The organism is Mesorhizobium sp. USDA 3734, from assembly GCF_056279665.1.
In genome coordinates this window covers 5485637-5508914 of record NZ_JBWCCW010000001.1, presented here as the reverse complement: position 1 = coordinate 5508914, position 23278 = coordinate 5485637, and the positions used below count along the sequence as shown (strand labels likewise).

The window sequence follows — 23278 nt, the reverse complement described above, 5'->3', positions numbered from 1 at the left end:
AGCGTCGAACGCGAAGCGCTTAAGGCTTGTGACGATAATTTCGCGTGCTGCTTCGAGGAGGATACGATGCGCCTCGAACCGACCGCGAGGCCTTCCTGCCATAGAGCCTGGCAGACACCGGCCGAGTTCGCCACCACCTTCAGTCCGCGACGGTCGCTCGCGCTGCGCTATGCGAAAGGCTCCGCGCCAGCGCCCGTCGCTTCACCCGCCCAGCAGGGCACACCAATGCCGGAAACGAACTCAAAGGGATAGAAACTGGGGTCAAGATCAGAGGCGACTAGGAGCCTCTTCACGCTTTTCGGGACATCGACTGGGCTCTCGAAGTCACTCGCGGAAGCTCTCGCACTTTGGTTGTCACCAGTGTCGAGGGCGGGATGCGGATTTGCAGTTCGGCTGCTTCTGACAATTCACATTCGATACCGGAGGGCGTGCTAAGCGCCGCCCTGTCTTTCTGAATCACTCGCTTAGGGCCTTGAGGATCGGCGTGGACCATAGGATCAGAATGAATCCGATGCCCGACCAAAGCATCACAGCATCCCAGTTCCGATAATCCCGGCGCATTTCAGGCCTCCCTGCCAACACATCGGATCTCGTACGGAATCCCGCGCTCACACCCACTCTGAGAGGGGCGCTGTATACGTCGCGGCGGCTATAGCGCGGGCGACGCGTAAAAATGGAGTTGGTGAAAGCTGGATTGGATTCAAGAGTTCCTGTTGCCGAGCAGCAGAAAACGAAACCGAGCTCGCCGATTGGGCATTAGCGACCAGCCATGATCGTCCGTTCTCCTGGCAAACATCAAGAAAACAGAATCGACTTTTTCAGCGGCATCGACCCGATGCTGGCGATTATGGCCGTTTTCCCTCCGTTTCGCTCTTGGTCGCAGGCAGGTTGCCCGAACAGCACGGACTCGTCGTGTTGAGCCGATCGCCACGAATGTTCGAAGTTACTCGTGGGCTTGCTGCGCTCGCGGCCGCCGTGCCAGGCAACAGGATTAGGTCGAGGGTCTTTCCTGGCCCCGGGGTTCTCACACGGCAAGCCTTCCTCGCGAGCCGATGCTATCGTGCCAGTTTCGCAGACCGGGTGGCTATGTCGCGTAAGACAGAACGGAGAAGCATTCCAATTTCCTGTTCGGCGAGCCCCGGTCCAATTCCTGATTCGGACAGTTGGACGAGAATTGTCTTGACGGTGCTGCGCCAGAACGCGTTCGCGTCCTCCCCGTCCTTGGATTCCAGGACCCGCGCGATACCTTCGACCAATTTCCGCCGACGATGCAGCGGAAACGCGATTATATTTGATTCACCCATCGATCACCTCACGCCTTCAGCCTCGCAAATAAGCATTGGCGGGTTAAAAGATTTAGTTAACAGAGCAATTGTGCAAAGTGCTCATCAGTGGAACAAGGGGCGCCCTACTGCCCAATCCGGCGTTGAGCTGTCAGTCTGAGGGACCAACCTGAACGTTGCGAAAGGGAGGCATGCGGCCTCGTCGCGCCAATGTCGACTTGGACGACTTCCCGCAGCCGGCAAATTTCTCGCTTCGTCATGGCGACAGCTCATCCACTGGTCAGAGTCAGACACAATGTTCGGTCGGCCGTTACTCCAGAAAGCGGTCCTCGTCGACTTTGACCTGATCCATCCTTTGCAGACGGAACACCTCCTCGACGGAAACGATGTCTAGGTTGACGTTGTGGATGCCGCGATCCTTGAGGATGCGCGCGAAGACATCCTTCATCGCCGTGACCGAAGCGCGGATCGCGTGGTTGCCATAGATCACGATCGCGATCCTGCCGAGCGCCTTGATACGTTCCTCGTTCATCTCCGGATACGCCGTCGGCACGATCACGATTGGCGCCTTGCCGCTCCAGGCACGCACGAAGCTTTCAACTTCGTCAGGCGCCTTCTGTTTCGAGTGGATGAGGATCATGTCGGCGCCGGCCGCTTCATATGCTGCTGCGCGCTTCAGGGCCTCCTCTTCGCCGAGACCGGCGATCAGCGCTTCTGTCCGGGCGATGACGAGGAAGTTAGGGTCGGTGCGGGTGCTGATGGCCGCCTTGATCTTGCCCTGAAACTCCTCGACCCGAAGTAGTTCCTGGCGGCCGCCGGCGGCGAGGCTGGTGACCTTCGGGAAGGTCTTGTCCTCGATGACAACCGCCGAGGCGCCGGCGCGTTCATATTCGGAGATGGCATGGATGACATTGTTCGCATTGCCGTAGCCGGTGTCGATATCGGCGACGATCGGCAGCGACGACCGGCCAGCGATCGCCCGCAGCATGTCAAGGTGCTGCGTCATCGAGATGAGGCTCATGTCCGGCAGACCGTAAAGGGCGGAGAGCTCGAAGCCTGAGGCCCAGATCCCGTCGAAACCGGCTTCCTCGGCCAGGACGGCCGAAAGCGGGCTATGGGCGGCCATGATCCGGACGAGGCCGCGTTCGGCCATGCGGTCACGCAGTTGCTTCGCTTTGCTCATACGTCTTCTCGCTTGTGGACAGGGCGGCGCAGGCGGCGAGAATGCGGCCGCAGGCGCGCTTCAACTCGTCTTCTGATGCGGCATAGGAAACGCGAATATAGGGTGAGGCCATGAAGCCGCTGCCGGGCACCACGGCGACACCGAACTGCTCCAGCAGATACATCGCGAAATCCATGTCGCTCTCGATCACCTTGCCCGTGGCGGTCACCTTGCCAATGACGCCGGCGCAGGAGACGAAAAGATAGAACGCGCCGTCCGGCACGCGGCAGCTCATGCCCTCGGCCTCATTGATTTGCTCCACGACGAGATCGCGACGCTTTCGGAAGGCGGACACGAACTCGGCGATGTGATCCTGGTTGCCGGCAATGGCCTCGATCGCGGCATATTGCGAGATGGAACTTGTATGCGACGAGGTCTGGCCCTCGATCGTGTTCATCGCCTTGATGAGCTCTTTCGGACCAGCCCCGTAACCAAGGCGCCAGCCGGTCATGGCGCTGGACTTCGATACGCCGTTTACCGTCAGCACCCTTTCAATGAGGTCCGGCGCGGCCTCGGCCATCGTCGCGAAGGGCACGTCATAGACGAGCTTTTCATAGATATCGTCCGAAAGGACGTGGACATGGCTGTGTCGGCGTAGGACCTCGGCCAGGGCGGCCAGATCGGCCCTGGAGTAGACCGCGCCGGTCGGATTGTTCGGCGAGTTCAGCATCAACCATTTGGTGCGCGGCGTGATAGCTGCCGCGAGATCTTGTGGCTTCAGCTTGAAACCCAGCCGGTCAGGGCAGGGAACGAGCACCGGTTCGCCGCCGGCAAGCCGCACCATGTCGGGATAGGAAACCCAGCAGGGCGTGGGGATGATGACCTCGTCCCCGGTGTCGAGGCAAGCGAAAAGCGCATTGAAGACCACCTGCTTTGCGCCGCAGCCGACGGTGATCTGATCGATGTCGTAATCGAGCCCGTTATCGCGGAGAAGCTTCTGCCGGATCGCCTCGCGCAGCGGCTTGACGCCGGCAACCGGGGTATATCGCGTCTTGCCATTGAGAATGGCGGCAATGCCGGCTTGCTGGACGGCCTCTGGCGTGTCGAAGTCCGGTTCGCCCTGGCTCAGCGTGACGATATCGACACCTTGTTCGCGCAAGGCACTCGCCTTGGCAGTCATGGCCTTTGTCTGGGAGGGGCGGACGGCCTGCAGTCTGTTGGCGAGTAAGGGCAATGGACTTTCCTCAAAGCAGGGAGTTATGCCCAGAGCTAGATGGGGCGCCCTTAACTCGCTAGTTTTGGCATCGCGAAAAGCGACCAAAAGGATCGCGTTCTGCGATGCATCATTGCGGCCGCATTTATTTCCCGGTGCTCTCCTCTTCGGTCTTTTTCCGGCAGAGCCTAGTGAGCCAGCGGCAGAAGGCTCGGGCGAGATCGGGATTGCCGCTGCGATCGACCGCATAGGCCCGATATTGCATGCCGCTCGGTGCCCGCGAGCCGGGAAGCACGTCCAGAAGGCACTGCCTGATCAGGTCCGCTACGATGATATAGGGTGTCACCAGCAAGGTCTGGCCGGTCGTTACCGCCGGGAGGGCCAGATAGTGGTGGTCGTAGCGCGCCCCCGAAAGAATATCCGACGTCTTCAGGTCCATGCCGCGAAGCCAGATCGGAAGGATGTCCGGCCGCGAGGTGACGGCAATCATCGGGGTGGTGCGCAGCGCTTCGAGCCCGCGGCCGGCGACACAGTTTGGCGATCCGACGCAGACGAGGTGCTCGTCATAGAAATCCCAGCGATCCACCGGTTCGCTCACTGTTAGGTCCCGGGTCAGGAGCACGTCGAAACTGTCGTCCGAAGCAGGGGCCGACAGGGTGCTGATGACGTCGACCGTGACGCCGCCCATTTCCTTCGAGAAGTCGCTCAAGTTGGGAATGAGCAGCGTATAGGCGAAGGTCGAGAGCGAGGTTCTGACGACGAGCCGGTTGGCATCCTTCCTGTCACCGCGGCGGCGCATCCGCCTTGCCGTGAAGAGGATCGTTTCGAGCGGTTCGGCCACAGCATCGGCAAAAAGCCGCCCGAAATCCGTCAGCTGGCTCTGACGGCCGCGCCGTTCGAGCAGCTTGGCTCCGAAATATTTCTCCAGCACCGCGATGTGGCGGCTCACGGAGCTCTGGGTGATGCCAAGCGTCTTCGAGGCCCGGGTGACGGTCTTGTCGCGTGCGACCTGCACGAAAGCCCGAACGGCGTTGAGCGAAAGATCTTTGTCGTCTGCCATGGCCGATTGTAGCCGCCCCCTGAATTCATCCAAAAGCGCGGGTTTGTTATCGCATTATTCGATGATTGTCATGCTGTTGTAGCACATGAGATGAGTAATCCCGCTTGTTCTCGCCTGGCACCGAGAAGTGCTCATGGACGTAGAAAAGAGATCCCACAGCCCGAAGCGCGTTGCTTCGCGAAGCTACACAGGAGCCAAGTACGCACATGTTTTCGATAACCCGACGTAATCTATTGGTAGCCGGGGCGGCCAGCAGTCTTCTGGCAATGAGTGGAGTACCTTCGGCGAAGGCCCAGGGCGCGGCTCGCCGCACCCTTAGAATCGGTATGTCCGGCTTCCCGCCCGCCGTCGAGCCCGTTTTGTATGCTCACACCGCGACACGGCGCATAGCGCCGCAGATGTTCGACACCCTGCTCGCCTTCGACCAGACGTCCGCTATGAGGTTACGTCCGGCCCTTGCGGAGCGTTGGGAACGTGTGAACGCCAAGTCAGTTCGTCTTTTCCTGCGCAAGGGTGTGAAGTTCCATGATGACGGTGAGTTCACCGCCGAGGATGTCGCCTTCACTTTGAGTCCTGAGCACCTGCTTGGCCCAGACATGGCAGGAAAGGTCACTGCCATGGAGACTCTGGACACCATCGACAAGGTCGAAATCGTCGACAGCCACACCGTCATCGTTCATGCCAAAGGCGATGATGCATTGCTCGAGAAACGGCTGGCCTCGTGGGGCTCGGAAATCGTCAGCAAACGTGCCTTCGGAGCGGCGGGTTCGTGGGATGCCTGGACGGCGGCGCCGGTCGGAACAGGACCGTATCGGATCGTCAGCCAATCTCTGGATGTCGAAGTCGTTCTGGCCGCGCACGATGCCTACTGGGGTGGGCTGCCGCCCTTAGAAGGGATTCATTTCAGGATCATCCCGGAACTGGCTTCACGGGCGAACGCGCTCATGGCTGGCGAAGTGGACTTAATCACGGATCTCTCTCCCGACATGTTCTCGGAAATCGAGAAGCACCCCGAGCTCGAAGTTTCCGGCGGCCCCGTTCAGAATATCCGTGCACTGAATATCGATACGAACGGTCCGATCCTCGGCAAGGAAGGCGTGCGCCGCGCCCTCAGCCTCGCGATCGACCGAGAGGCTATCGTCCGGGCGCTCTGGCAGGATAGGCTGCTCATTCCCAACGGCTACCAACTCCCTAGCTTCGGAGATGCGTATATCGAAGACTTCCCCGGTCTCGCATACGACCCTGATTTGGCGCGTCAACTCCTACGCGAGAGCGCCTACAATGGTGAAACAATCACCTACCGATTGCTCAACAACTATTATACCAACCAGGTCGCCGGCGCGCAGGTAATGGTCGAAATGTGGCGAGCGGTCGGCATCAATGTCGAGATTCAGATGATGGAGAACTTCGCCCAGATCGAAAGCGAGCCGATCAACGCAATCTACGACAGTTCGAACACCGCCACCTTCCCCGACCCGCTCGGCCACGCTTGGCGCGTCTTCGGGCCATCTGGAGCGAACGTCAAAGAGGGTATCTGGAGCAACGAAGAATATTTCGGACTTGGCGAAAAGCTGAAGGAAACCGCCGATCCGCAGGCACGCCGGTCGGTCATCCGCCGTATGCTCGAGATCGTCGACCGGGAAGATCCTCCTTGCGTGATCCTCCACGCTTCCGGTCAGTTCTATGGCAAGCGCAAGGATATCGTCTGGGTGCCGGGGCAGACACTTGACCTGAACTTCGGTCCGTTCAACGCCGCCTATACGCAAAACTGATGACCACGCGAGGAGGGACGGCGATGGCAAATCTCGCCGGCACTGCACCAGCATGCGCATTGCCGGCGGCTTCGTCGTCGCAACCGTTGCTCACGATCGAAGGCCTCTCCGTCGACTTCAGCGGCGTCCAGGTAATTAGGGGGGTCGACCTCACGGTCGCACGGGGCGAGTCAATCGGTATTGTAGGCGAGTCAGGTAGCGGCAAGTCCGTTACCTGGCTTGCTGCGCTCGGGTTGCTGCCTCGCACGGCCACCGTGTCGGGAAGCATTCGGCTGGAAGGCGAAGAACTGCGTGGCGCATCAGCGATGCGGCTCGACCGGATCAGGGGCGGACGCGTGGCGATGATCTTCCAGGATCCGTCCAGCGCGCTCAATCCTGTCATCCGAATTGGTCGGCAGATTGGCGAAGTTCTCGCGCGACATCAGGGGGTGTCGGGCTCGAACATTCGGGGCGAGACAAAACGTCTTTTTGAGCTCGTTGGCCTGCCGGACGCGGGACGTCGCTTCGACGCTTATCCCCATGAACTGTCCGGCGGTCAGAACCAGCGGGTCATGATCGCGACGGCGCTCGCGGGAAAGCCGGACGTCCTGGTTGCCGACGAGCCGACCACCGCGCTCGACGCGACAATCCAGGCCCAGATACTGGACCTCTTGACCACCATTCGGCGCGAGACGGGCATGGCTCTTGTTCTCATCAGCCACGATCTCGGCGTCGTTTCCGAAACCTGCGAGCGCATCATAGTGATGTATGGCGGCCGCGTCGTCGAGACAGCGCCGTCAGACTCGATTTTTGCCAGTCCGCGGCACCCCTATACGCAGGGGCTCCTTGCGGCCTTGCCGCCTTTCGGAGGCGCGTTGAAACGGCTCATTCCAATCGAGGGGCAGGTGCCGGAGCCGGCAAACATGCCACCAGGGTGCCCGTTTGCGCCCCGCTGTCCGCAACGCATGCCGGTTTGTGAAGCAACCATTCCGCCACTCAAGCAAACCGAAGTCGGCCGCTTCTCCGCCTGCATAGCAGGGCCCCCTACGCAGGCCCAGCAGCCCTTAAAACTAAAGGCAAGCGTGCTGGCATGACTGCAAGCATTCTTGACCTGCACGGCATTTCGCGCAGCTATTCGACGCGGCAGGGGCTCTTCGGAACAAAGGTGCCTGTCCACGCTGTTGATGAAGTCTCACTGTCTCTGAAAGAGGGGCAGACGCTGGCTCTCGTCGGCGAATCCGGATCGGGAAAATCAACCACAGGACGGATCGCGCTCGGCCTTGAACGGCCCAACAGCGGATATGTGCTCTTCCGAGGTGCTGAACTGCCGCCCGCCGATACACCAGAGTGGCGCCGCATGCGCACGCATATGCAAATGATCTACCAGGATCCACTCGCCGCGCTGGACCGCCGACTGTCGATCCTTGATCAGGTCCGGGAACCACTGGACATCCATGACATCGGGTCTGCATCGAAGCGGAACAACGAAGCGCGGGCTATGCTCGATGCGGTTGGCCTGAATGCGAGTCATGCCTCGAGCCTGCCTTATCAACTGTCGGGTGGGCAGCGTCAGCGTGCTGTTCTTGCCCGGGCGCTTATCATGCAACCGGCGTTGTTGGTCTGCGATGAGCCGGTCTCGGCTCTCGACGTATCGATCCAGGCCCAGGTCGTGAACCTACTCATGGACCTTCAAAAGGAACTACGTCTTACTCTCCTCTTCATCAGTCACGATTTGAAAGTGGTTCGCCAGGTCAGTCAGCATACGGCTGTGATGTATCTCGGTCGTATCGTTGAATATGGCGAGACAAATCTTTTGCTCTCGAGCCCCACGCACCCCTATACCAAGGCGCTTGTCTCAGCGGTACCTGTTGTAGGCCGGCGCACGCGCGAGCGCATCTTACTCAAAGGCGAACCACCCAACCCTGCAGCGCGTCCGACCGGCTGCGCGTTCCACCCTCGCTGTTCCATCTCGCGGCCGCAATGCGTGAGCGTCTCCCCCACACTCTCGACTCTGCCGGACGGACGATCCGTTGCTTGTCATGCCGTCCCTACCAACCCGCCGAGCAAGAAGGTTGGAACCTGATGTTTCGGTTTTTTGCTATCCGTGTCATGCGTGCCGTTCTGACAATCGCGCTGGTGGTCACGTTCGCCTTCATCGTCCTGAGGCTCTCGGGAGATCCGGCCCGCAGCATAATGGGGGACGACGCCTCGCCCGAGGCCATGGCCGCCTTTCGCCGGGAGTGGGGTCTGGATCAGCCACTCTGGATGCAATATCTCCATTACTTCGCAGCGATCTTTCAGGGCGAGCTCGGCCGGTCGATGCGTGGAGGCGGGCCTGCGCTTGACCTTGTTCTGGGACGTATCCCGGCAACGCTTATGCTGACCCTTCCTGCGCTTCTGAAGAAACTGGCCATCGGTATTCCAGCCGGTATCTATGCCGCTTTGCATCGGGACAGCGCCATTGACCGTGCCGTCATGGTCACGGCGGTCGCAGGATATACGGTGCCGAGCTTTGTCCTCGGTCTCGTATTGGTTCAAGTCCTTGCAATCTGGTTTGCGTGGCTGCCGACCGGCGGCACGGGCGGTCTGCAGCATCTAATCCTGCCGATCATCACTCTCGGCGTTGGTGGCGCTGCCGTGCTCGCACGGTTCATTCGAAGCGCAATGCTGGAGGTACTGGGGCAGCCGTACATTCGCACTGCCAGTGCCAAGGGTATCCCCTGGGCCGCGGTTGTGCGCGGTCACGCCCTGCCGAACGCCGCAATTCCTGCCGTGACCATTGTCGGCTTCATGGTCGGCAATCTGATCGCTGGTTCGGTTGTGGTCGAGAGCGTGTTCTCCTGGCCGGGTGTCGGCAATTTGCTGGTGGTGTCGGTGACAGCCCGCGATCTGGCGGTTGTGCAGTGTATTCTCCTGCTCGTGGCGGCCACAATGGTGGTCTCCAACCTCATCGTGGACTTCCTCTACGGCATCCTCGATCCTCGTTTGGCCAACGCAAACTCGACCGGGGGCGCTGAGCAATGAACATGATGGGAAAAGTAACCGAAACGGCGACTGGCACGCGAGAGACCACGAAACACAGCCGAATTCCTTTCTCCGTCATCGCCAGCGTGTTCTGGATCGTTTTTATCGTCATAGTGGCGCTGCTCGCTGATGGAATCGCCCCGTACCAATACACCGCGCTTGATCTGCCTAACCGGCTGGCCTCGCCGTTCCACCCGCACCATGTGCTTGGAACAGACGAACTCGGACGCGATATTCTATCGCGACTGATCGTATCTGTTCGTATCTCAATTCTGGTCGCCCTTGGGGCAACGCTGATTTCGGCGTGCTTTGGCACGACCATGGGCTTTGCTGCGGCCCACTTTGGTGGGCGCGTCGAGCAGTTCATCCTGATGCTCGCTGATTTTCAGGCAGCCATGCCTTTCCTCATCCTTTCCCTGTCGGTGCTTGCGTTTTTCGGAAACGCTTTGCCGCTGTTCATTGGACTGATGGGACTTTATGGCTGGGAACGCTACGCGCGTATCGCACGCGGGCTTGCGGTCGCCGCGAGCGCGCAAGGCTACGCCGGAGCTGTTCGTCAGTTGGGTGCCAGCCCAATGCAGGTATATCTACGGCACATTCTTCCGAATATCTCATCGACGCTCATTGTTTCCATGACGCTGACCTTCCCGGAGATCATCCTCATGGAAAGCAGCCTGTCCTTTCTTGGCCTTGGCGTTCAGCCCCCGATGACGAGCCTCGGAAACATGCTCGGCTATGGCCGGGAGTATATGACACGCGCGCCCTGGATCATGTTTGCACCTGCTGTGCTGATCGTCGCGACGACGCTCTCCATAAGCTTGTTGGGCGACTGGCTGCGCGACCGGTTGGATAAAGGCCCGCGTTGACGCCCAAGCAGCCTGACTCGTTCCGCCCTTCAGCCGCTTCAAATCGGAGCGCCGATGGTCGGACGTTTTCAATACCGCCATGTTGGACCGAGTGGTGCAGCTTGGCGTCGCCAGTAAATCATCTCCCTGACAGGATCATCTCATTGCTTTTTTCCGCCTACTTAACCGTCCTGGAAAAGGCAGGGCTGCACGGAATGATGCTGGTCCAACCGGAGTCGATTATCTACGGCACGGGAGAACGTCCAGGCAGCGCCGCCGGCTGGCGATGGGCAGGCGCTGTCTTCGTGATCGTGCCCGCGGATTCGAGAGAGCCCCTCACAGCCATTATCCGCGATTTCTACGTTGAAGAATTCCGAACCGCTTCGGGAATCGATGACATGGTCACCTTTCCTGTCTGGGTCGATCTGACCGACATTCGTAAGGTCCCACAGGGGCGGCTCACGGAGCGTCTCTCAGCCGCTCGTCCGGTAGAGCAGGTACATCCCAGGCCAGCAAACTTTGACCGCAGACAGCATTTGCGCTGCTTGCCGAGGCCTTGGCTCGCGGACCGAAAGGCGCGGCTCGGAACGAACACGCCTTCCTGCCGGTGGCAGACCAGGCCTGCTTCCATGACGCCTGCCCGGACGTCCGCTGGTCGGTGCCTCGAGACTCGTCAGTCGCTTGCGGATGATCAAGACCGCGAAAGAAATCGAACGTCTGAGCCTAGCTGGCGAATCTGCCGAGGCTGGCACGATGGCCGCCATCGCCCACATCCGGCCAGACTGTACCGCCGATGAACCGTTCTCAATTTCCCGAACGGGCTCGGCGCAACACGCAGCCGAACTCGGATCCAACGGGCCGGTTCTGGCGAACGGCGCATTACGGTGGGCCCGGCGCGACCGGCAAGGTCGACCGGCACAACAAGGGGACGTCATCCGTCTTGATCCTTGCTGCGTTGTTGATGGCTACACTTCCGATTGCGCGCGCACGGCTGTCGTCGGTCGGCCGTGCAAGCAATCTATGGCGCTCTGCGCCTTCGAGTCCGGTTTTGGCACGTCTCCGCCCCGCGCCTTTGCGAGAGGTCCATGCGTTGTCCTGATGCATCCGCGGTCTCGTGGACGCTTGTTGGACGTGGTCACGTGAACTGACGATTTGCGACTGACGAACTGCGACGTTCACCCATGTCGGGCAACTAGAATTAAGATATCATGCGATTTCTCATCATCAGCTTTGACGGCCTTCGTCCCGACCTCGTCTTGCCAGATCTGACGCCGAACCTCTGCCGCTTGCAGTACCTGGGTGTCACGCTGGCGGAGCATCGGACGATCTATCCCAGCGAAACCCGTGCGGCCTTCCCGAGCCTCGTGACAGGCGCCACTCCTGGTCGACACGGTATGGTGGGAAACCGATATGTCGACCGCTCCGTTACGCCGCCGAGCTATATCGACACGTCAGACGCCGTGCTCCTGCGCAAGCTCGACCTCAAAAGCGGTGGAGGACTGATGTCGGTGCCAACGCTTGGCGAAATCCTCGCTGGGGCTGGGCGCAGCATGGCCGTGTTGGCCACGAATACACCCGGCACGACACGTTTCTTCCATCACAAAGCCGAGGACTTCGGCCACATTCGCCTCTCGGGCCATTTCCGGGAGGCCTGCACTCCCGATGATGTGCTAGCAGAGGCCCAACTTCGGATTGGCCCGCTGGAGCAGGCACCGCCAGAAGTCGAGCCCGACACGGCCGGGCAGGAATGGATAACCTCAGCGTTTCTCGATGTTGTCTGGCCGAAATACCGGCCGGACGTCACGATCCTTTCCTATGGCGAGCCCGACATCACCTCGCATTTCTATGGCACCGGCGCCGAGGCGACGCGCGCCATCATCACTCATTGCGACCGCCAGTTTGGACGTGTGCTCGACTGGTGGGAGGCGGAAGGGCGCGCCGAAGGCGTGCAGATTATCGCGATGTCGGATCACGGACATATCTCGGGTCATACGCGGGTCTCGGTGATTGACAATCTGCGCGAAGCCGGTTTTCGTGCCGGTACGGCACCCGCGTCGGATGTCGATGTCGTTGTCGTGCCTGGGCAGGTCGGAGCTCTCTATCTCGCCGACCCAAGTGACCAGAAGATCGCCCGGCTGGTGGCGACGATTACCGGCCAGCCGTGGTGTGGTCCGGTGTTCACACGCGCAAAAAATGAAACTGAGGGCATTGCCCCCGGAAGCCTTGGCAGTCACCTGGTCTTTGCTGATCATCCTCGTGCACCAGACGTGTCCTTTTCCTTCCGAGCAGATGATGGCGTCGATTCATTTGGCCTCATCGGGGGGACGTCCTATGACAATGACCGCCGCACGGGGCTTGGCGTCCATGGAGGATTGCATCCGAAAGAACTCGCTGCCCTCGGCATTGTCGCTGGCTCGGCATTCCCCGCGCAAGGTTCAGTCTCCAAGGTCCCCTCCGGCATCTGCGATTTTGCTCCGACCATTCTGCACCTTCTCGGGATCGCCGTGTCGAACACGGTTACAGGCCGCGTCCTGCATGAGGTTTTTGGACATGCATGGCAGGCGATCCCGGACATTCGGACCGAGGCCTTCGAAGCAAGGCTCGGCGGCTTCCGGCAGGCTCTGCGGCGCATTTACGTTGGAGAGGCGATCCATATCGAAAGCGGCACGGCGGAAGGCTGAGCGAGCATTAAAAACTCGAGCAGCGGCTCCACCGACAGGATTGCCCATGAAAGCATTTCCACTGCCTTGCCCGGGGGAAAAGATGTGGGGCCTGCGGCCCGCATTAATTCCGCCGCCGGCAGAAACTGGATAGGCGCATGACGATCGCGGCCCAAATGTTCGTTCCGCTAACACCGGAACGACTGGAGCAATGCGTAACGGCCGCATAACCCGACCGCTGGTCCCGTTGGTTTGCCATCTTCTCCGTTCCGTACCGACACTATCTTTCGGCGACCTCCTGAAGGCGCTCTACAAGAAGCCTGTTTTCGTCGAATGTCCGCGCAGCAATACGCAGGTACCGAGTTCCCTTGCTGAGCGTTTTAGCCCCACTGTGGCGAATCAGGACCCGATGGTGCGCTAGGAGTTTTTCCGCGAGCGTGGCTCCATCTGGCCAATCATCTGGAAGGCGGCAGAAGACGAAGTTTGCATCGGGCCGAAGTACATGCATATCAGGGATCTTCGCGAGTTCTGAATAGAGCTGGTCGCGATCCCGGCGCACCTGAGTCCAGCTTTCCTCTGCTTCGCGCTGGTAGCTCGGCAGAGCGTGGAGGAAAAACTCTCCTAAAGTATTTACATTCCAAGCCGGCAAATTTCTTCGCACGGACGATATCAGCTTGTGATCGCTTGCGAGCATGTAGCCGAGACGTAGCCCGCAAACGCCGAATATCTTCCCGAGACTTTTGAATATCACTAGGTTTGGATATTCTTGTATTCTGCCCTCGAAACTTCCGGCGGCACCCTCTGAGGTGAATTCGACGAACGATTCATCGACGATTAGTCGAATATTTCGGTCTAAAAGTATTTTTGTGAGGTGGAGAAGCTCTTGCCGTGACACTCCCCTAGAGGTTGGATTGTTCGGCGAAATGACAACGACCGCGTCGGCGTTATGCGCTATCGCATGCCAAGCGAACTTCTCGACATCGAGCTCGAAGTCTGGAGCAGGTAAAGGAAACCGCGCCAGCCGTTCGGGCGACACTACCTGCTCGTATGGATTGAAGGACGGTGTCGGAACGGCTAAGCGCCAGTTTAGCGCTTGGATGCTCGCATGAATCAGTTCCGCAACGCCATTGCCGACAGCGAGGTTCTGCGGATTTTGGGAAATCAAGCTGCCCAACTGCTCAGCAAGATGTGGCTGCGGTGACGGATAGCAACTGATGAGCTCGGGAAGCCGCTCGCCAAGCGCGGTATAGAAACCGGGGGGCGGAAAGTATAGATTTACCAGCAGAACATGATCGGTGACACCATAACGCCAATATCCGCCGGGAAAATCATGAACGAGTGAATGACTAAGCGGCTCGCTAGGCAACGGTTTAGGTTGCATGATCTAGGCCTCCAATCCACTTTTGGTTCGGTTCAGATTGACCGAACCGTCCATGCAAGAGTGTGATGAGTGTGATGCCCTCGGTTTTCCCAGCTACGCGATTGGCAATCAGGTTTAAGGTCTCGCCCAGCGTTCGGAGCCGATTTGGCTCGGGACATCGTGGTAGGATCTCCAGATGTCCCGAGTAGGTGGCTGCCTGGCCAAACAATTTGTAGATGTTGTTTTGAACCCGTTGGAGACCCGGGTCGCGCCTCTCAATCTCCGCTTCGATTTCTTTCATAAAGAAGTCATCATTGGGGTCGTCGAGATTCCAGATCGCCATGATAGGCTTGAACTCCTTGAGGGCGCGATGGTGGTCTGTCCAATGGAATGCGGTTCCATGCAGATCCACAGATGCGTCCGGGAGTCCGGGTTTCCTCCGCTGAACCCGACCGTCCATTCGAACCGTTCGACGGGCGGTCCGAACGCGGGTCGCTGATCCGACTTTCCCTCGCTCGGTTCGATTGCGTAGCTATGCCGTTGGCCAACATGCCAGTGAGCTCGCCGGTTTCCGGCCCGACATCTGCGATTACTGCGCCTGCGCCCGGTCGTCTTGCCAGGATGAAAGAGGAGAGCATCGAGCGCTACCGCTGCATAAAGAGGGCGGTTAACATGGTGTTCGGCGACAGCGCCTAGATCGCCCATTTGATCGGACCATTCATTTGCGGGTTCCTTTTCCGAAGATGAGAGACGGACTGACTTCGGCTGGCTACCCCGCCGAAAAGCCGCGATAAGCTAGGAATATTGACGCCACGACCGCGAAGACCGTGACAGCTGCATACATTGTGCGATTCATACTTGGCACGGCGATGGGCAGCACGTGCAGAACCGCGAGCAACAAGAAGAGTCCGCATGTAGCAGTGTTCCACAGTGGGACAGGAATCCACGCTGCGATAAGTAGAAGAACTGCCATGAGCGGAACGTCGTAGGAAAGCGGAACGCCGGTGAAATACCCTTTTGTGGACTTCCCGAAATTGCTGAAATAACTTAATCGCAAAGCACCAGCGAGTATTAGAGCGAGCCCCGTTACAAACGGTAAGACACCGCCTGTTCCGATTTGCATGAGTACCGCAGCCGGAATGACGGCGCCGTACAGGAGATCAGCAAATCCATCCAGACTCTTCCCCATACTGGCTGTCTCTGCCGACCGGTTTTTCGTTCGCTTCGCGACCACTCCGTCGAAATGGTCTGCTAAGACCGCCCAGAGCGCTGCTGCGATTGCAAGCTCCGGCTTGCCCGATTGGGCAAAATAGAGCGCGGTTCCTGACGCCAGGAGGCCAAGCATCGTGATCTGGTTTGCGCGGTCTGCAAGATAGATGATCATTGCAAGCCGTCCGATCCTATCTCGGCGCGATTTGATGCCGGAGAAGGCGATCCGCATAAGGGTGAGAATATCTTCTCCGCAGTCCTTAGATCGGCCTCGCTGTCTATCTCGTACCATCGCAGCTCATCGCAGCGGGCAGCCGCGAGCCGGAGGCCGCGGCTTTCGATGAGATGAGCAAGAAACTCCTCCATGTAAGCCTTGATCGCACCGGAACCGATGAGATCATCAAGGGCAGGCACGATTATCGTGCGCAGTGTCGCGTCGGAGAAGCGAATGAGATTCAATGTCTTGAAGAGCGCCGGACCGCCGGAAACTAGGTCCGCAGCTGTTTGTTTAAGCCGAACCTCGGAAATAAATCCGCCTTCGGACAAGATTACTGCAGAGCCCTCCATCGACGGATGGAAAGGCGCTACTGCGGCTGAGTTCGCCGCGTCATCTATCGTCAAGCGCCGAAGCGCGTCTTCCTCAAAGAAGACGTCGCCCTCGAGAAGATAGCAGTCTCCCGAGAGTAACGCGTCGCGTGCCAGCCAGAGTGAATAGGCGCTGCCCGTGCGGTCGAAGACCGTTGACTCGACATAATTGATATCGAGCCCACCGAAGCGTCGGCCGCAGGAATATTGGATCGCGTCTTTGCGATAGCCGACAACGATCGTCACCTCCCTTACGCCGACCGCCTCGAGGTTCTGCAAGGCGTTGTGAAGAATCGGCGTGCCGTTGACTTCGACCAGCGGCTTCGGCCGCAGATCGGTGAGCGGACGCAGGCGCGAGCCAAACCCGGCGGCAAGAATCACCGCCTCTCTCGGAGCAATTGCAGTCATGGGTCTAAGCCCTTCTATTTTGCTTGCTGCGACGATTCTTTCGGTTCCAGCCGTTAAGGACGCCGACCACACGCTCGAGGCTCACCTCGAGTTGCTCCGGCGGAACGCCATAGGAGAGCCTGAGCCCCATGGGATCACCGAAGGCAGTGCCTGACACGCCGGCCACGCCGGCCTGGGCGAGCAACGCGGCCACGATGTCGTCGGCTGTCCTGGCGTCATCATTGGCGAGCGTCGGCCGCAACAGGCCGGACAGATCGAGATAGAAATAGAACCCGCCCTGTGCTTCAGGTATCGGCACGCGCTGCAGCTCGGAGAAGGCAGTAAGCCCAGCCTGCCGCGCCGCCGTCAATCGACACTTGAGCCGGGCTTCAAAGGCGCCATCTCCCTCACGGAGGTGGTGCAGCACGGCATGCTGGGCAACGACATTCGGGTTCGATGTCGTGTGCGACTGAAGCGCCTTGACAGCCGAGATCAGTTCTTTCGGCGCAGCGAGATAGCCAACGCGCCAGCCGGTGAGGGCCAGGCTTTTGGAGAAGCCATTGACGATCACCGTCCGGGCCCGGACTTCGGGGGTCAGTGAGACGACCGGATGATGCCGATGGCCATCATGGGTGAAGGGGCCGTAACATTCGTCGAAGATGATCCAGAGGTCCCGATCCATCGCCAGTTGGGCGATGCCCGAAAGAGTCTCCGCGTCGTAGACGGCGCCGCTGGGGTTGGCGGGCGTGTTGACGACGATGGCCCGGGTAAGCGGCGTGATGACGCGTTGGATGTCGTCGATCTGTGGAACGTAGCCGTTTCCTCGCGTGTCGATATGGACTGGGGTGCCGCCGGCGATCTGGACCTGCGCTGGGAATGTTGTCCAGTAGGGCGCGGGAATGATGACCTGGTCGCCGGGATTGATCAGCGTCATCGCCACGTTGAAAAGAGCCTGCTTGGCGCCGTTCGTCACGGCGAGCTCGTCGGCCCGCCAAAGCTGCCCCGTCTCGACTGATACCTTCCGTGCCAGCGCCTCGCGCAACTCCATCGAGCCGATTGTGTCAGTGTAGCGGTTCACGCCTTGTCGAATCGCCTCGATCGCTCCGTCCCGGATCGTCGGTGCCAGATCGCTCCAGATCTCGCCGGCCGTGAGATCAACAATCTCCATCCCGGCATCAGCGGCAGCCTTCGCCGCGGCGCGGGCGGCCGCAGTCCCCGACGATTTAAACAAGTTTGTCCGTTGCGCCAACATGCGCGTCTCCATCCATCCTTTTCGAAGGAACCGCTCGCTGCGGTCCTTGGCCGTCCACTGCCCGCGGAAGGTATTTCTCTTTTGCCGCTGAGAGCTCGCCGTAGTTCATCAGTTCGAACAGCTCGTCGAGCGTCGCGATTTCACCTTCGACACCGGCAATGCTCTCTTCCTGGATGATGCGGTCGCACACCTGACGCATCGCCGAGATCGCGGCGCGCACGTTGTGGTTGGCCCAGATGACGGTGGAAATACCGGCCGCCCGATAATCAGCAACGGGCGTACGGTGGTACTTTGTCGGTACGATCACGACGGGCAGTCGGTTCTGCCAGGCTCGCGTGAAGGTGAAGATCTCCTCCGCATCGGACTTGCAGGAGTGGATCAGGATCGCATCGGCGCCGGCGTCCGCATAGGCGTTCGCTCGTGCAAGCGCCTCCTGCTGACCGTATCCGGCGATCAGCGCCTCGATTCGAGCGACGAGAACGAACTCCGGATCCGGAACCTGGTCCTTGACCGCCTTCAGGCGACCGCAGAACTCGCCGATCTCCGCCAGCGGATGGCGGTCACCGACGAAGGAGTTCATCTTCGGGAACGCCTTGTCTTCGAGGCAAACGCCGCTCGCGCCGTGCTGCCGCAGCTTGCGAGCGAGAAGACGGGCATTGTTGAAATTGCCGAATCCGCTATCTCCGTCGACGAGGATTGGAATTTCCGCTGCGTCCGCCATCCGTTCCACGACGTCGACCACCTGGGTCCAAGAGGCCTCGTTCGCATCGCGGTACCCGAGGATGGAGGAGATCGAGAGGCCGGACGCCCAAAGCGCCTTGAAGCCGGACCGCTGCGCGATCGCCGCGGAGAGCGCGTCGTGGGCTTCCATAAGGAATGACGGTCCGTCACCGGTGCAAATGAGGTCACGAAGCGTAGATACACATTCGCTTGTATTGCCGCCCGGGTTCCGCATGTCACGCCCTCTTTCCGATGGTATAGGCAGCCGACGCAGATGTGACATGCTGCTTTCCTCCCTTCGTTCCACCGATCGCGATATTATCCACGACGTGAAATCGGTCGGCAGCTCCTGCCGCCATTCTAGAAGGAAGCTTCAAAAGTCGTGCCAACTGCGCAGGAAAAGCCCCAGAAAAGTGTTCTCGATACTATTCAATGACTTGAATGATGGGGAGAGCAGGAGCCAAGCCGACAACCCGTGTCGCTCACTCGACAAACCCGGCAGTAGTGTCGGTTGCCCACCGCCTTTCCCAGTTCCCAGGCCCGGATGCCTGCCCTTTTTCGCTGCCGGATCGTTTCGTCGGCGCATCCAGAATGGCCCGGGTGAGGCGCGGCACCGCTTCGCCAAGCTAGCACTTCGTCGGGGCTGCGCGCATCTCGCGACCTCGCGCATTTCCGACAGATCGAATGACGGAACTGTCTCCAGGCGTCGGCTCAGTTCTTAGCGATGCCAGGCATGAATCTGGCGATCCATTTCGCTGACGATCTCGTGCAGTTCCCGCAATTGCCCGATCAGCGAAAGAAGCGCCGACCGCGCAAGCGGCGGGATCATCATCTTCAACCAACGTCCTTGCCGATCAGCTGTTCGAAAACCAATAGGATTGCGCCTTGCGTCCCGTTAGTGAGCAGGAGGCCTCTTTCGTCCAGGCCATCGCCAAAACGTGACCGCAGCCATTTGACAACTGACGCGCGATTCGCATTGCCGCCGCCAGCAATACCGTTCCTCAGTTGCAACGACACGGCGTCCTTCATCGAGATCTGCTTGAACGTATCCGAAATCGCGGATGCGAAGCTTGCGGGCACAGGATGGATGGATCGGCGCCGCAAGACGCAGAGTGATTTGCCGTTAAAGGAGCTGGCATGTGATGCGTCTTTCGAAAGGATCGAACGAGGATCGTGTGTTCGATCAGTTTGTCTTTGAAAATTCGAGCGGCGGTGACGACGTCGTTGACGATCGCCGCATATGGCTTCAGTTCAGCAAGCGCTCGCAGTTCGGCTGCAGGAATATCGCCAGTCTGACGTCCATCACCGCCAAACTGGTGATCATGATGCGGAGCCCTTCTACTCGGTATTTTTCCAATCTGGAGAGGAATTTTTCTGATGCAGTCGAACCCAACTGCCCGGCAGTTCATCTGCCAGACGCAAAATCTCCTGCTCATCATGCATCAGAGCCACGCGATGAAGCGCTGGAAAGCTTTCGGCGAAGAGTTGCGCACCTTCCAGACTGTCGATTCCACAGACCATCCAGGTGCGCGTGAGCTAAGCCAAGGTTTTGGAGCAGTCTCAGCCGATCGGGAAGGGCACTTTCCTTGACGTCGAGATAGACTGCACTGTGGTGTAGCCCGGAGCCGGCAAACGGCGTTGCCAACGGATCTATCGGTTCGATTCCTGCAGGCAGGCAGACGAAACCTGTACATATGGGCCATCGGCTATGACGACGTGCTCATCATGGTAGCAGATCGGTATCCCGTCCAATGTGAGGCGAATATCCGTTTTGACGGCGTCCGCCCCACATCGGAACGCATGATCAAATGCTGCTCGCGAATTCTCGCGACCAGCATTTGATCCGCGTTGACCGACGATAAGCGGTCTTCCAAGATCGGAGGACCTGGTTTTCCAGATCGATGCCGAAAGTCCCCTGAAGACCTATCAAGGTTCGGGTCTCGTGCTCGACAATGGGGTATTTTCTTATGAAAGCTACCCGCATGTTCTTGGCCACGTGGCCTCCGCATACTGCACCAGCTCATTCGCCAAAGCAGAGGAACCGGCTTTTTGTCTGGTATGGGACGGCTGCATCTTTCCGCGGCTTTACTATGTCGAGCCAAGCGGAGTCCGAGTTATCGGATGCCTGTTTCCGATGATAGGTCATGCCTATGCCGCCGCGGGCCAACATTTCGGTCCTTACAGGCAAGAACTGCGGACTGGCTGGAATCTCGGCATCGCCGGCAAGTTGATGGCCTATATCGCGCTCGGGGCGGTCCATGAACACATCGTAGATGTGTTTCAGGAGCTTTACGACGACCATTTCGCAGGCGACACGGACCTTGCCTTTGGCTACAGGAACAACAGCCACAGCGAAGACGCGTTACTCACGGCTGTGCACGACTTCTTCGATGCAAGCGCGTCGCGGCTAATCCCCGAAACGCCCGAGGACATACTTGCTTCGTTCCATGCCTTTGTAGAGCGTCTTCTCGTCCGGGAGATGACAAGCGCGTTGCGTGGGCACTCGGTTCCCGAAACGCGAAACCTGTGCATCGCCGGCGGATGCGGGCTGAATATCAAATGGAACAGCGCCCTTCGAGCGAGCGGTTTATTCGACGCAGTCTGGGTGCCTCCGTTTCCAAACGACAGCGGATCGGCGATCGGTGCCGCTTGCTGCGCGCGGCCGCCGACAAAGATTTCGTGCATCTCGACTGGTCAGTCTACAGCGGGCCAAATATGAGCCATGGCAAGGTTCCGCCTGGATGGCAGGCTGCTGCTTGCAGCTTGACAGAACTTGCCAGCGTGCTCGCCCACAACAAGCCTGTAGTGTTCCTTGCAGGCCGCGCAGAGCTTGGTCCACGTGCCTTGGGAGGCAGAAGCATCCTGGCGGCCGCGACTTCGCCGGAAATGAAGGACCATCTCAACAAGGTCGAAGAGGGCGCATGTGACGGTGGATAAGCTTGCGAGCGATTCGGCGGCCCTCGCCGACAGTCTTCAGGCCGTCGGGTCGTTGCGCGGGCGCATTCCACGGTGAGGCAAGGCGCGCTCTCGCGAAGCTGCAGGTGGCCGATACGAAGCGGAGCTACAGCCGTGCCTTCGTCGGGCTGAATGGTCAACGCTGGCGCGCACTCAGCCGCGCAACTCACAGCAGAGGAAGATCTGTTCCTCCGGCAGCACGTCGGCCACTGCAGGGACGCAGGCGGAAGACGTCTCCTGCACGATTGTGAACCCTGCCGCTTCGACCACCATACGCAACTCCTCTCGCAGATAGCCTGAGACCCGGATAGTATTTCCGAGGAATGGGACTGGGAAATCGTCCACATCCGCCTCCACCATCGAGAGGGCGAACAAGCCCCCAGGAGCGAGCAGATGACGGACCGTCGCTAGCGCGAGGGGAATCTCCACTCGTGGAAGCATCAGCAGAGAGAAGAAGGCCGCAACGGCCTGGAACCGGCCGAGGTCCCTCGGCCCGCCGGGTCGCAAGTCAGCAAGCTCCAGTTGATGGAACGTCGCGCCCTGAACATGCTCGCGGGCGAGTTTCACCATCACGGCAGACAGATCGACACCCACGACCTCCAAACCGGCGTCGAGCAATTGACGTGCGGTTGGGACGCCGGTCCCGCAGCCAAGATCCAGAACCCGGGAACCCGTCGGCAAGGACTTGATCAGCCATTCGCCCGCCAGGACTTGGCGTTCCTTGTGCGGAAAGGCCTCGTCATAGCGATCGCCGATGGCGTCGAAGGCCATTGCCTGACCCTCGCGGTGGAGCCGAAGTGTCTCGTATGTCGCGGTGACGACTATATGTTTGCCAGGGCTGTTCACGGAAGTATCCTGCTGATCGGGAAGTGGTGCATTAGCCAAGCAAATGGCGAACCAATCCAGGAAATCCATTTATAACAATGGGACCACTCTGATAGGCTCGCGCTTCATGTCCGTTGTTGTCATAAAGCCGACAATGAGTGCAATTGCCCACGCGAACCTTTATGGGGGCGCTCCGAAAACGCTGCCTGACCGAAGAATTGGACCGACGAGGGATACCGCAAAACTCATCTCTATACCCTCAAGCAGTAACAAACGACCCTGTCTGGAAGAGGAAGATCGGCTTCGTTTTCCAGAATTTTGCCTTGTGGCCTCATGCCTGATCCCGAATATCTGACTCGTGCTCGCGGTGGTTTTCTAGAAAATCTGAACACGCGCGTTCCCTGCTGGTTCGTGCCAATCAACTGCTGTAGTGGGCGCGAACGATCAGGCTCATCGACACTCGCCCCTATTGCAGCGAGGATCGAACCGGCACAGGCAATGTCGGCTGTGTCCTTGAATGTCCGATACGAGGATGCGTGAGAATCAGCATTCCACCGAGATGCTGCGCTTCGTCTGCCTCATCATGCCGCATCGATGCCCGTCGAGGCAGCTATGCCGGCTCGATTTTCCTTGGTCGTTCGTCTGGCGGCTACCCAGGAAATCGTTACCATGACAGCCGCCCCGCAGTGGTCGTCGGCCTCAAGATCGCGCACGTGCGATGGCAGCAAAAAACAGGTCGCCCCGTTCAGTTTGAGCTGATATCTGACGCCGTGCGAGCCTGCTGGCATTCGCAATCCTCTGAAATTGTTGAAGCATTCCTGCCACTCGCGAGTGGCAAAATGTTGCAACACATCCCGATCAACAGCTCACGCCAGCTCTGCACACTCTCGCGCACGCCAACCTTGAAGCCGATCGGTTCCTTCTTGCATTCCGGGTGTCGCGCCGATCAGCACCAGCACGCGTGCTGCGCTTTCTAGCGAGGGAAGT

General features: G+C 59.3%; 21 protein-coding genes and 2 pseudogenes. 9 read left to right on the top strand and 14 right to left on the bottom strand.

The window, feature by feature from the left end:
- Positions 1-1055 precede the first annotated feature (1055 nt).
- The 4 genes from ACZ89F_RS26455 to ACZ89F_RS26440 all read right to left on the bottom strand — a co-directional run bounded on the left by ACZ89F_RS26455 (position 1056) and on the right by ACZ89F_RS26440 (position 4718).
- Positions 1056-1304: a DUF6074 family protein gene (locus ACZ89F_RS26455; RefSeq protein ID WP_258120381.1), complete on the bottom strand. Its 249-nt coding sequence runs from the start codon at positions 1302-1304 to the stop codon at positions 1056-1058.
- A 289-nt stretch (positions 1305-1593) separates the two neighbouring features.
- A complete protein-coding gene (locus ACZ89F_RS26450) occupies positions 1594-2466 on the bottom strand; it encodes a phosphonopyruvate hydrolase (RefSeq protein ID WP_476094979.1) in 873 nt (290 codons plus the stop codon).
- Positions 2441-3625, bottom strand: a complete 1185-nt coding sequence (locus tag ACZ89F_RS26445; RefSeq protein WP_476097399.1) for a pyridoxal phosphate-dependent aminotransferase — start codon at positions 3623-3625, stop codon at positions 2441-2443. The genes ACZ89F_RS26450 and ACZ89F_RS26445 overlap by 26 nt, the downstream gene beginning before the upstream one ends.
- Before the next feature lie 178 nt (positions 3626-3803).
- Positions 3804-4718 (bottom strand): LysR family transcriptional regulator, encoded by a 915-nt coding sequence (locus tag ACZ89F_RS26440; RefSeq protein ID WP_476094977.1) that lies wholly within the window; start codon positions 4716-4718, stop codon positions 3804-3806.
- A gap of 206 nt (positions 4719-4924) precedes the next feature.
- Between ACZ89F_RS26440 and ACZ89F_RS26435 the strand changes: the two genes are divergently transcribed.
- From ACZ89F_RS26435 to ACZ89F_RS26405, 7 genes are all read left to right on the top strand, one after another.
- The gene (locus ACZ89F_RS26435; protein WP_476094975.1) at positions 4925-6490 is read left to right on the top strand and encodes an ABC transporter substrate-binding protein; all 1566 of its coding nucleotides are present in this window, start codon (positions 4925-4927) and stop codon (positions 6488-6490) included.
- Between the two features lie 23 nt (positions 6491-6513).
- Positions 6514-7563: an ABC transporter ATP-binding protein gene (locus ACZ89F_RS26430; RefSeq protein WP_476094973.1), complete on the top strand. Its 1050-nt coding sequence runs from the start codon at positions 6514-6516 to the stop codon at positions 7561-7563.
- Positions 7560-8552, top strand: coding sequence for an ABC transporter ATP-binding protein (locus ACZ89F_RS26425; RefSeq protein ID WP_476094971.1), 993 nt, complete (start codon positions 7560-7562; stop codon positions 8550-8552). Before ACZ89F_RS26430 ends, ACZ89F_RS26425 begins: the two co-directional genes overlap by 4 nt.
- Entirely contained in the window at positions 8552-9493 is a 942-nt protein-coding gene (locus tag ACZ89F_RS26420; RefSeq protein WP_476094969.1) for an ABC transporter permease, read from the top strand. The genes ACZ89F_RS26425 and ACZ89F_RS26420 overlap by 1 nt, the downstream gene beginning before the upstream one ends.
- Positions 9494-9498: 5 nt before the next feature.
- Positions 9499-10359, top strand: coding sequence for an ABC transporter permease (locus ACZ89F_RS26415; protein WP_476097398.1), 861 nt, complete (start codon positions 9499-9501; stop codon positions 10357-10359).
- Positions 10360-11025: 666 nt separating this feature from the next.
- Positions 11026-11481 carry a M24 family metallopeptidase gene (locus tag ACZ89F_RS26410; protein WP_476094967.1) on the top strand — a complete coding sequence of 152 codons (456 nt, stop codon included), beginning with the start codon at positions 11026-11028 and terminating at the stop codon, positions 11479-11481.
- Between the two features lie 65 nt (positions 11482-11546).
- Positions 11547-13019: an alkaline phosphatase family protein gene (locus ACZ89F_RS26405; RefSeq protein ID WP_476094965.1), complete on the top strand. Its 1473-nt coding sequence runs from the start codon at positions 11547-11549 to the stop codon at positions 13017-13019.
- A 259-nt stretch (positions 13020-13278) separates the two neighbouring features.
- Here the strand turns inward: ACZ89F_RS26405 and ACZ89F_RS26400 are convergent, their stop codons facing one another.
- From ACZ89F_RS26400 to ACZ89F_RS26365, 8 genes and pseudogenes are all read right to left on the bottom strand, one after another.
- The gene (locus ACZ89F_RS26400) at positions 13279-14379 is read right to left on the bottom strand and encodes a pyridoxal phosphate-dependent aminotransferase (protein WP_476094963.1); all 1101 of its coding nucleotides are present in this window, start codon (positions 14377-14379) and stop codon (positions 13279-13281) included.
- Entirely contained in the window at positions 14369-14701 is a 333-nt protein-coding gene (locus ACZ89F_RS26395) for a hypothetical protein (RefSeq protein ID WP_476094961.1), read from the bottom strand. The genes ACZ89F_RS26400 and ACZ89F_RS26395 overlap by 11 nt, the downstream gene beginning before the upstream one ends.
- A 426-nt stretch (positions 14702-15127) precedes the next feature.
- Positions 15128-15742 carry a CDP-alcohol phosphatidyltransferase family protein gene (locus ACZ89F_RS26390; RefSeq protein WP_476094959.1) on the bottom strand — a complete coding sequence of 205 codons (615 nt, stop codon included), beginning with the start codon at positions 15740-15742 and terminating at the stop codon, positions 15128-15130.
- Positions 15739-16560 (bottom strand): phosphocholine cytidylyltransferase family protein, encoded by an 822-nt coding sequence (locus tag ACZ89F_RS26385; RefSeq protein ID WP_476094957.1) that lies wholly within the window; start codon positions 16558-16560, stop codon positions 15739-15741. Before ACZ89F_RS26385 ends, ACZ89F_RS26390 begins: the two co-directional genes overlap by 4 nt.
- Before the next feature lie 4 nt (positions 16561-16564).
- Positions 16565-17791: an aminotransferase class I/II-fold pyridoxal phosphate-dependent enzyme gene (locus tag ACZ89F_RS26380; RefSeq protein ID WP_476094955.1), complete on the bottom strand. Its 1227-nt coding sequence runs from the start codon at positions 17789-17791 to the stop codon at positions 16565-16567.
- Complete coding sequence (aepX, locus tag ACZ89F_RS26375; protein WP_476094953.1) at positions 17763-18746, bottom strand: phosphoenolpyruvate mutase; 984 nt, start codon at positions 18744-18746, stop codon at positions 17763-17765. Before aepX ends, ACZ89F_RS26380 begins: the two co-directional genes overlap by 29 nt.
- 486 nt (positions 18747-19232) lie before the next feature.
- Positions 19233-19340 (bottom strand): annotated as a pseudogene (locus tag ACZ89F_RS26370) (IS110 family transposase); the annotation flags it as partial.
- 5 nt (positions 19341-19345) lie between these two features.
- Positions 19346-19540 carry a hypothetical protein gene (locus ACZ89F_RS26365; RefSeq protein WP_476094951.1) on the bottom strand — a complete coding sequence of 65 codons (195 nt, stop codon included), beginning with the start codon at positions 19538-19540 and terminating at the stop codon, positions 19346-19348.
- 348 nt (positions 19541-19888) lie between these two features.
- On the opposite strand from ACZ89F_RS26365, the gene ACZ89F_RS26360 reads away from it, so the two are divergent.
- The gene (locus ACZ89F_RS26360; protein WP_476094949.1) at positions 19889-20101 is read left to right on the top strand and encodes a hypothetical protein; all 213 of its coding nucleotides are present in this window, start codon (positions 19889-19891) and stop codon (positions 20099-20101) included.
- Between the two features lie 60 nt (positions 20102-20161).
- Here the strand turns inward: ACZ89F_RS26360 and ACZ89F_RS26355 are convergent, their stop codons facing one another.
- Positions 20162-20371, bottom strand: a complete 210-nt coding sequence (locus ACZ89F_RS26355; RefSeq protein ID WP_476097397.1) for a glycerophosphodiester phosphodiesterase — start codon at positions 20369-20371, stop codon at positions 20162-20164.
- A 55-nt stretch (positions 20372-20426) separates the two neighbouring features.
- Here ACZ89F_RS26355 and ACZ89F_RS26350 point away from each other — a divergent pair.
- Positions 20427-21424, top strand: a pseudogene (locus ACZ89F_RS26350) (carbamoyltransferase N-terminal domain-containing protein); the annotation flags it as partial.
- Positions 21425-21619: 195 nt separating this feature from the next.
- On the opposite strand, the gene ACZ89F_RS26345 reads toward ACZ89F_RS26350, so the two are convergent.
- Positions 21620-22237, bottom strand: a complete 618-nt coding sequence (locus ACZ89F_RS26345; protein WP_258120349.1) for a class I SAM-dependent DNA methyltransferase — start codon at positions 22235-22237, stop codon at positions 21620-21622.
- Positions 22238-23278: the final 1041 nt, after the last annotated feature.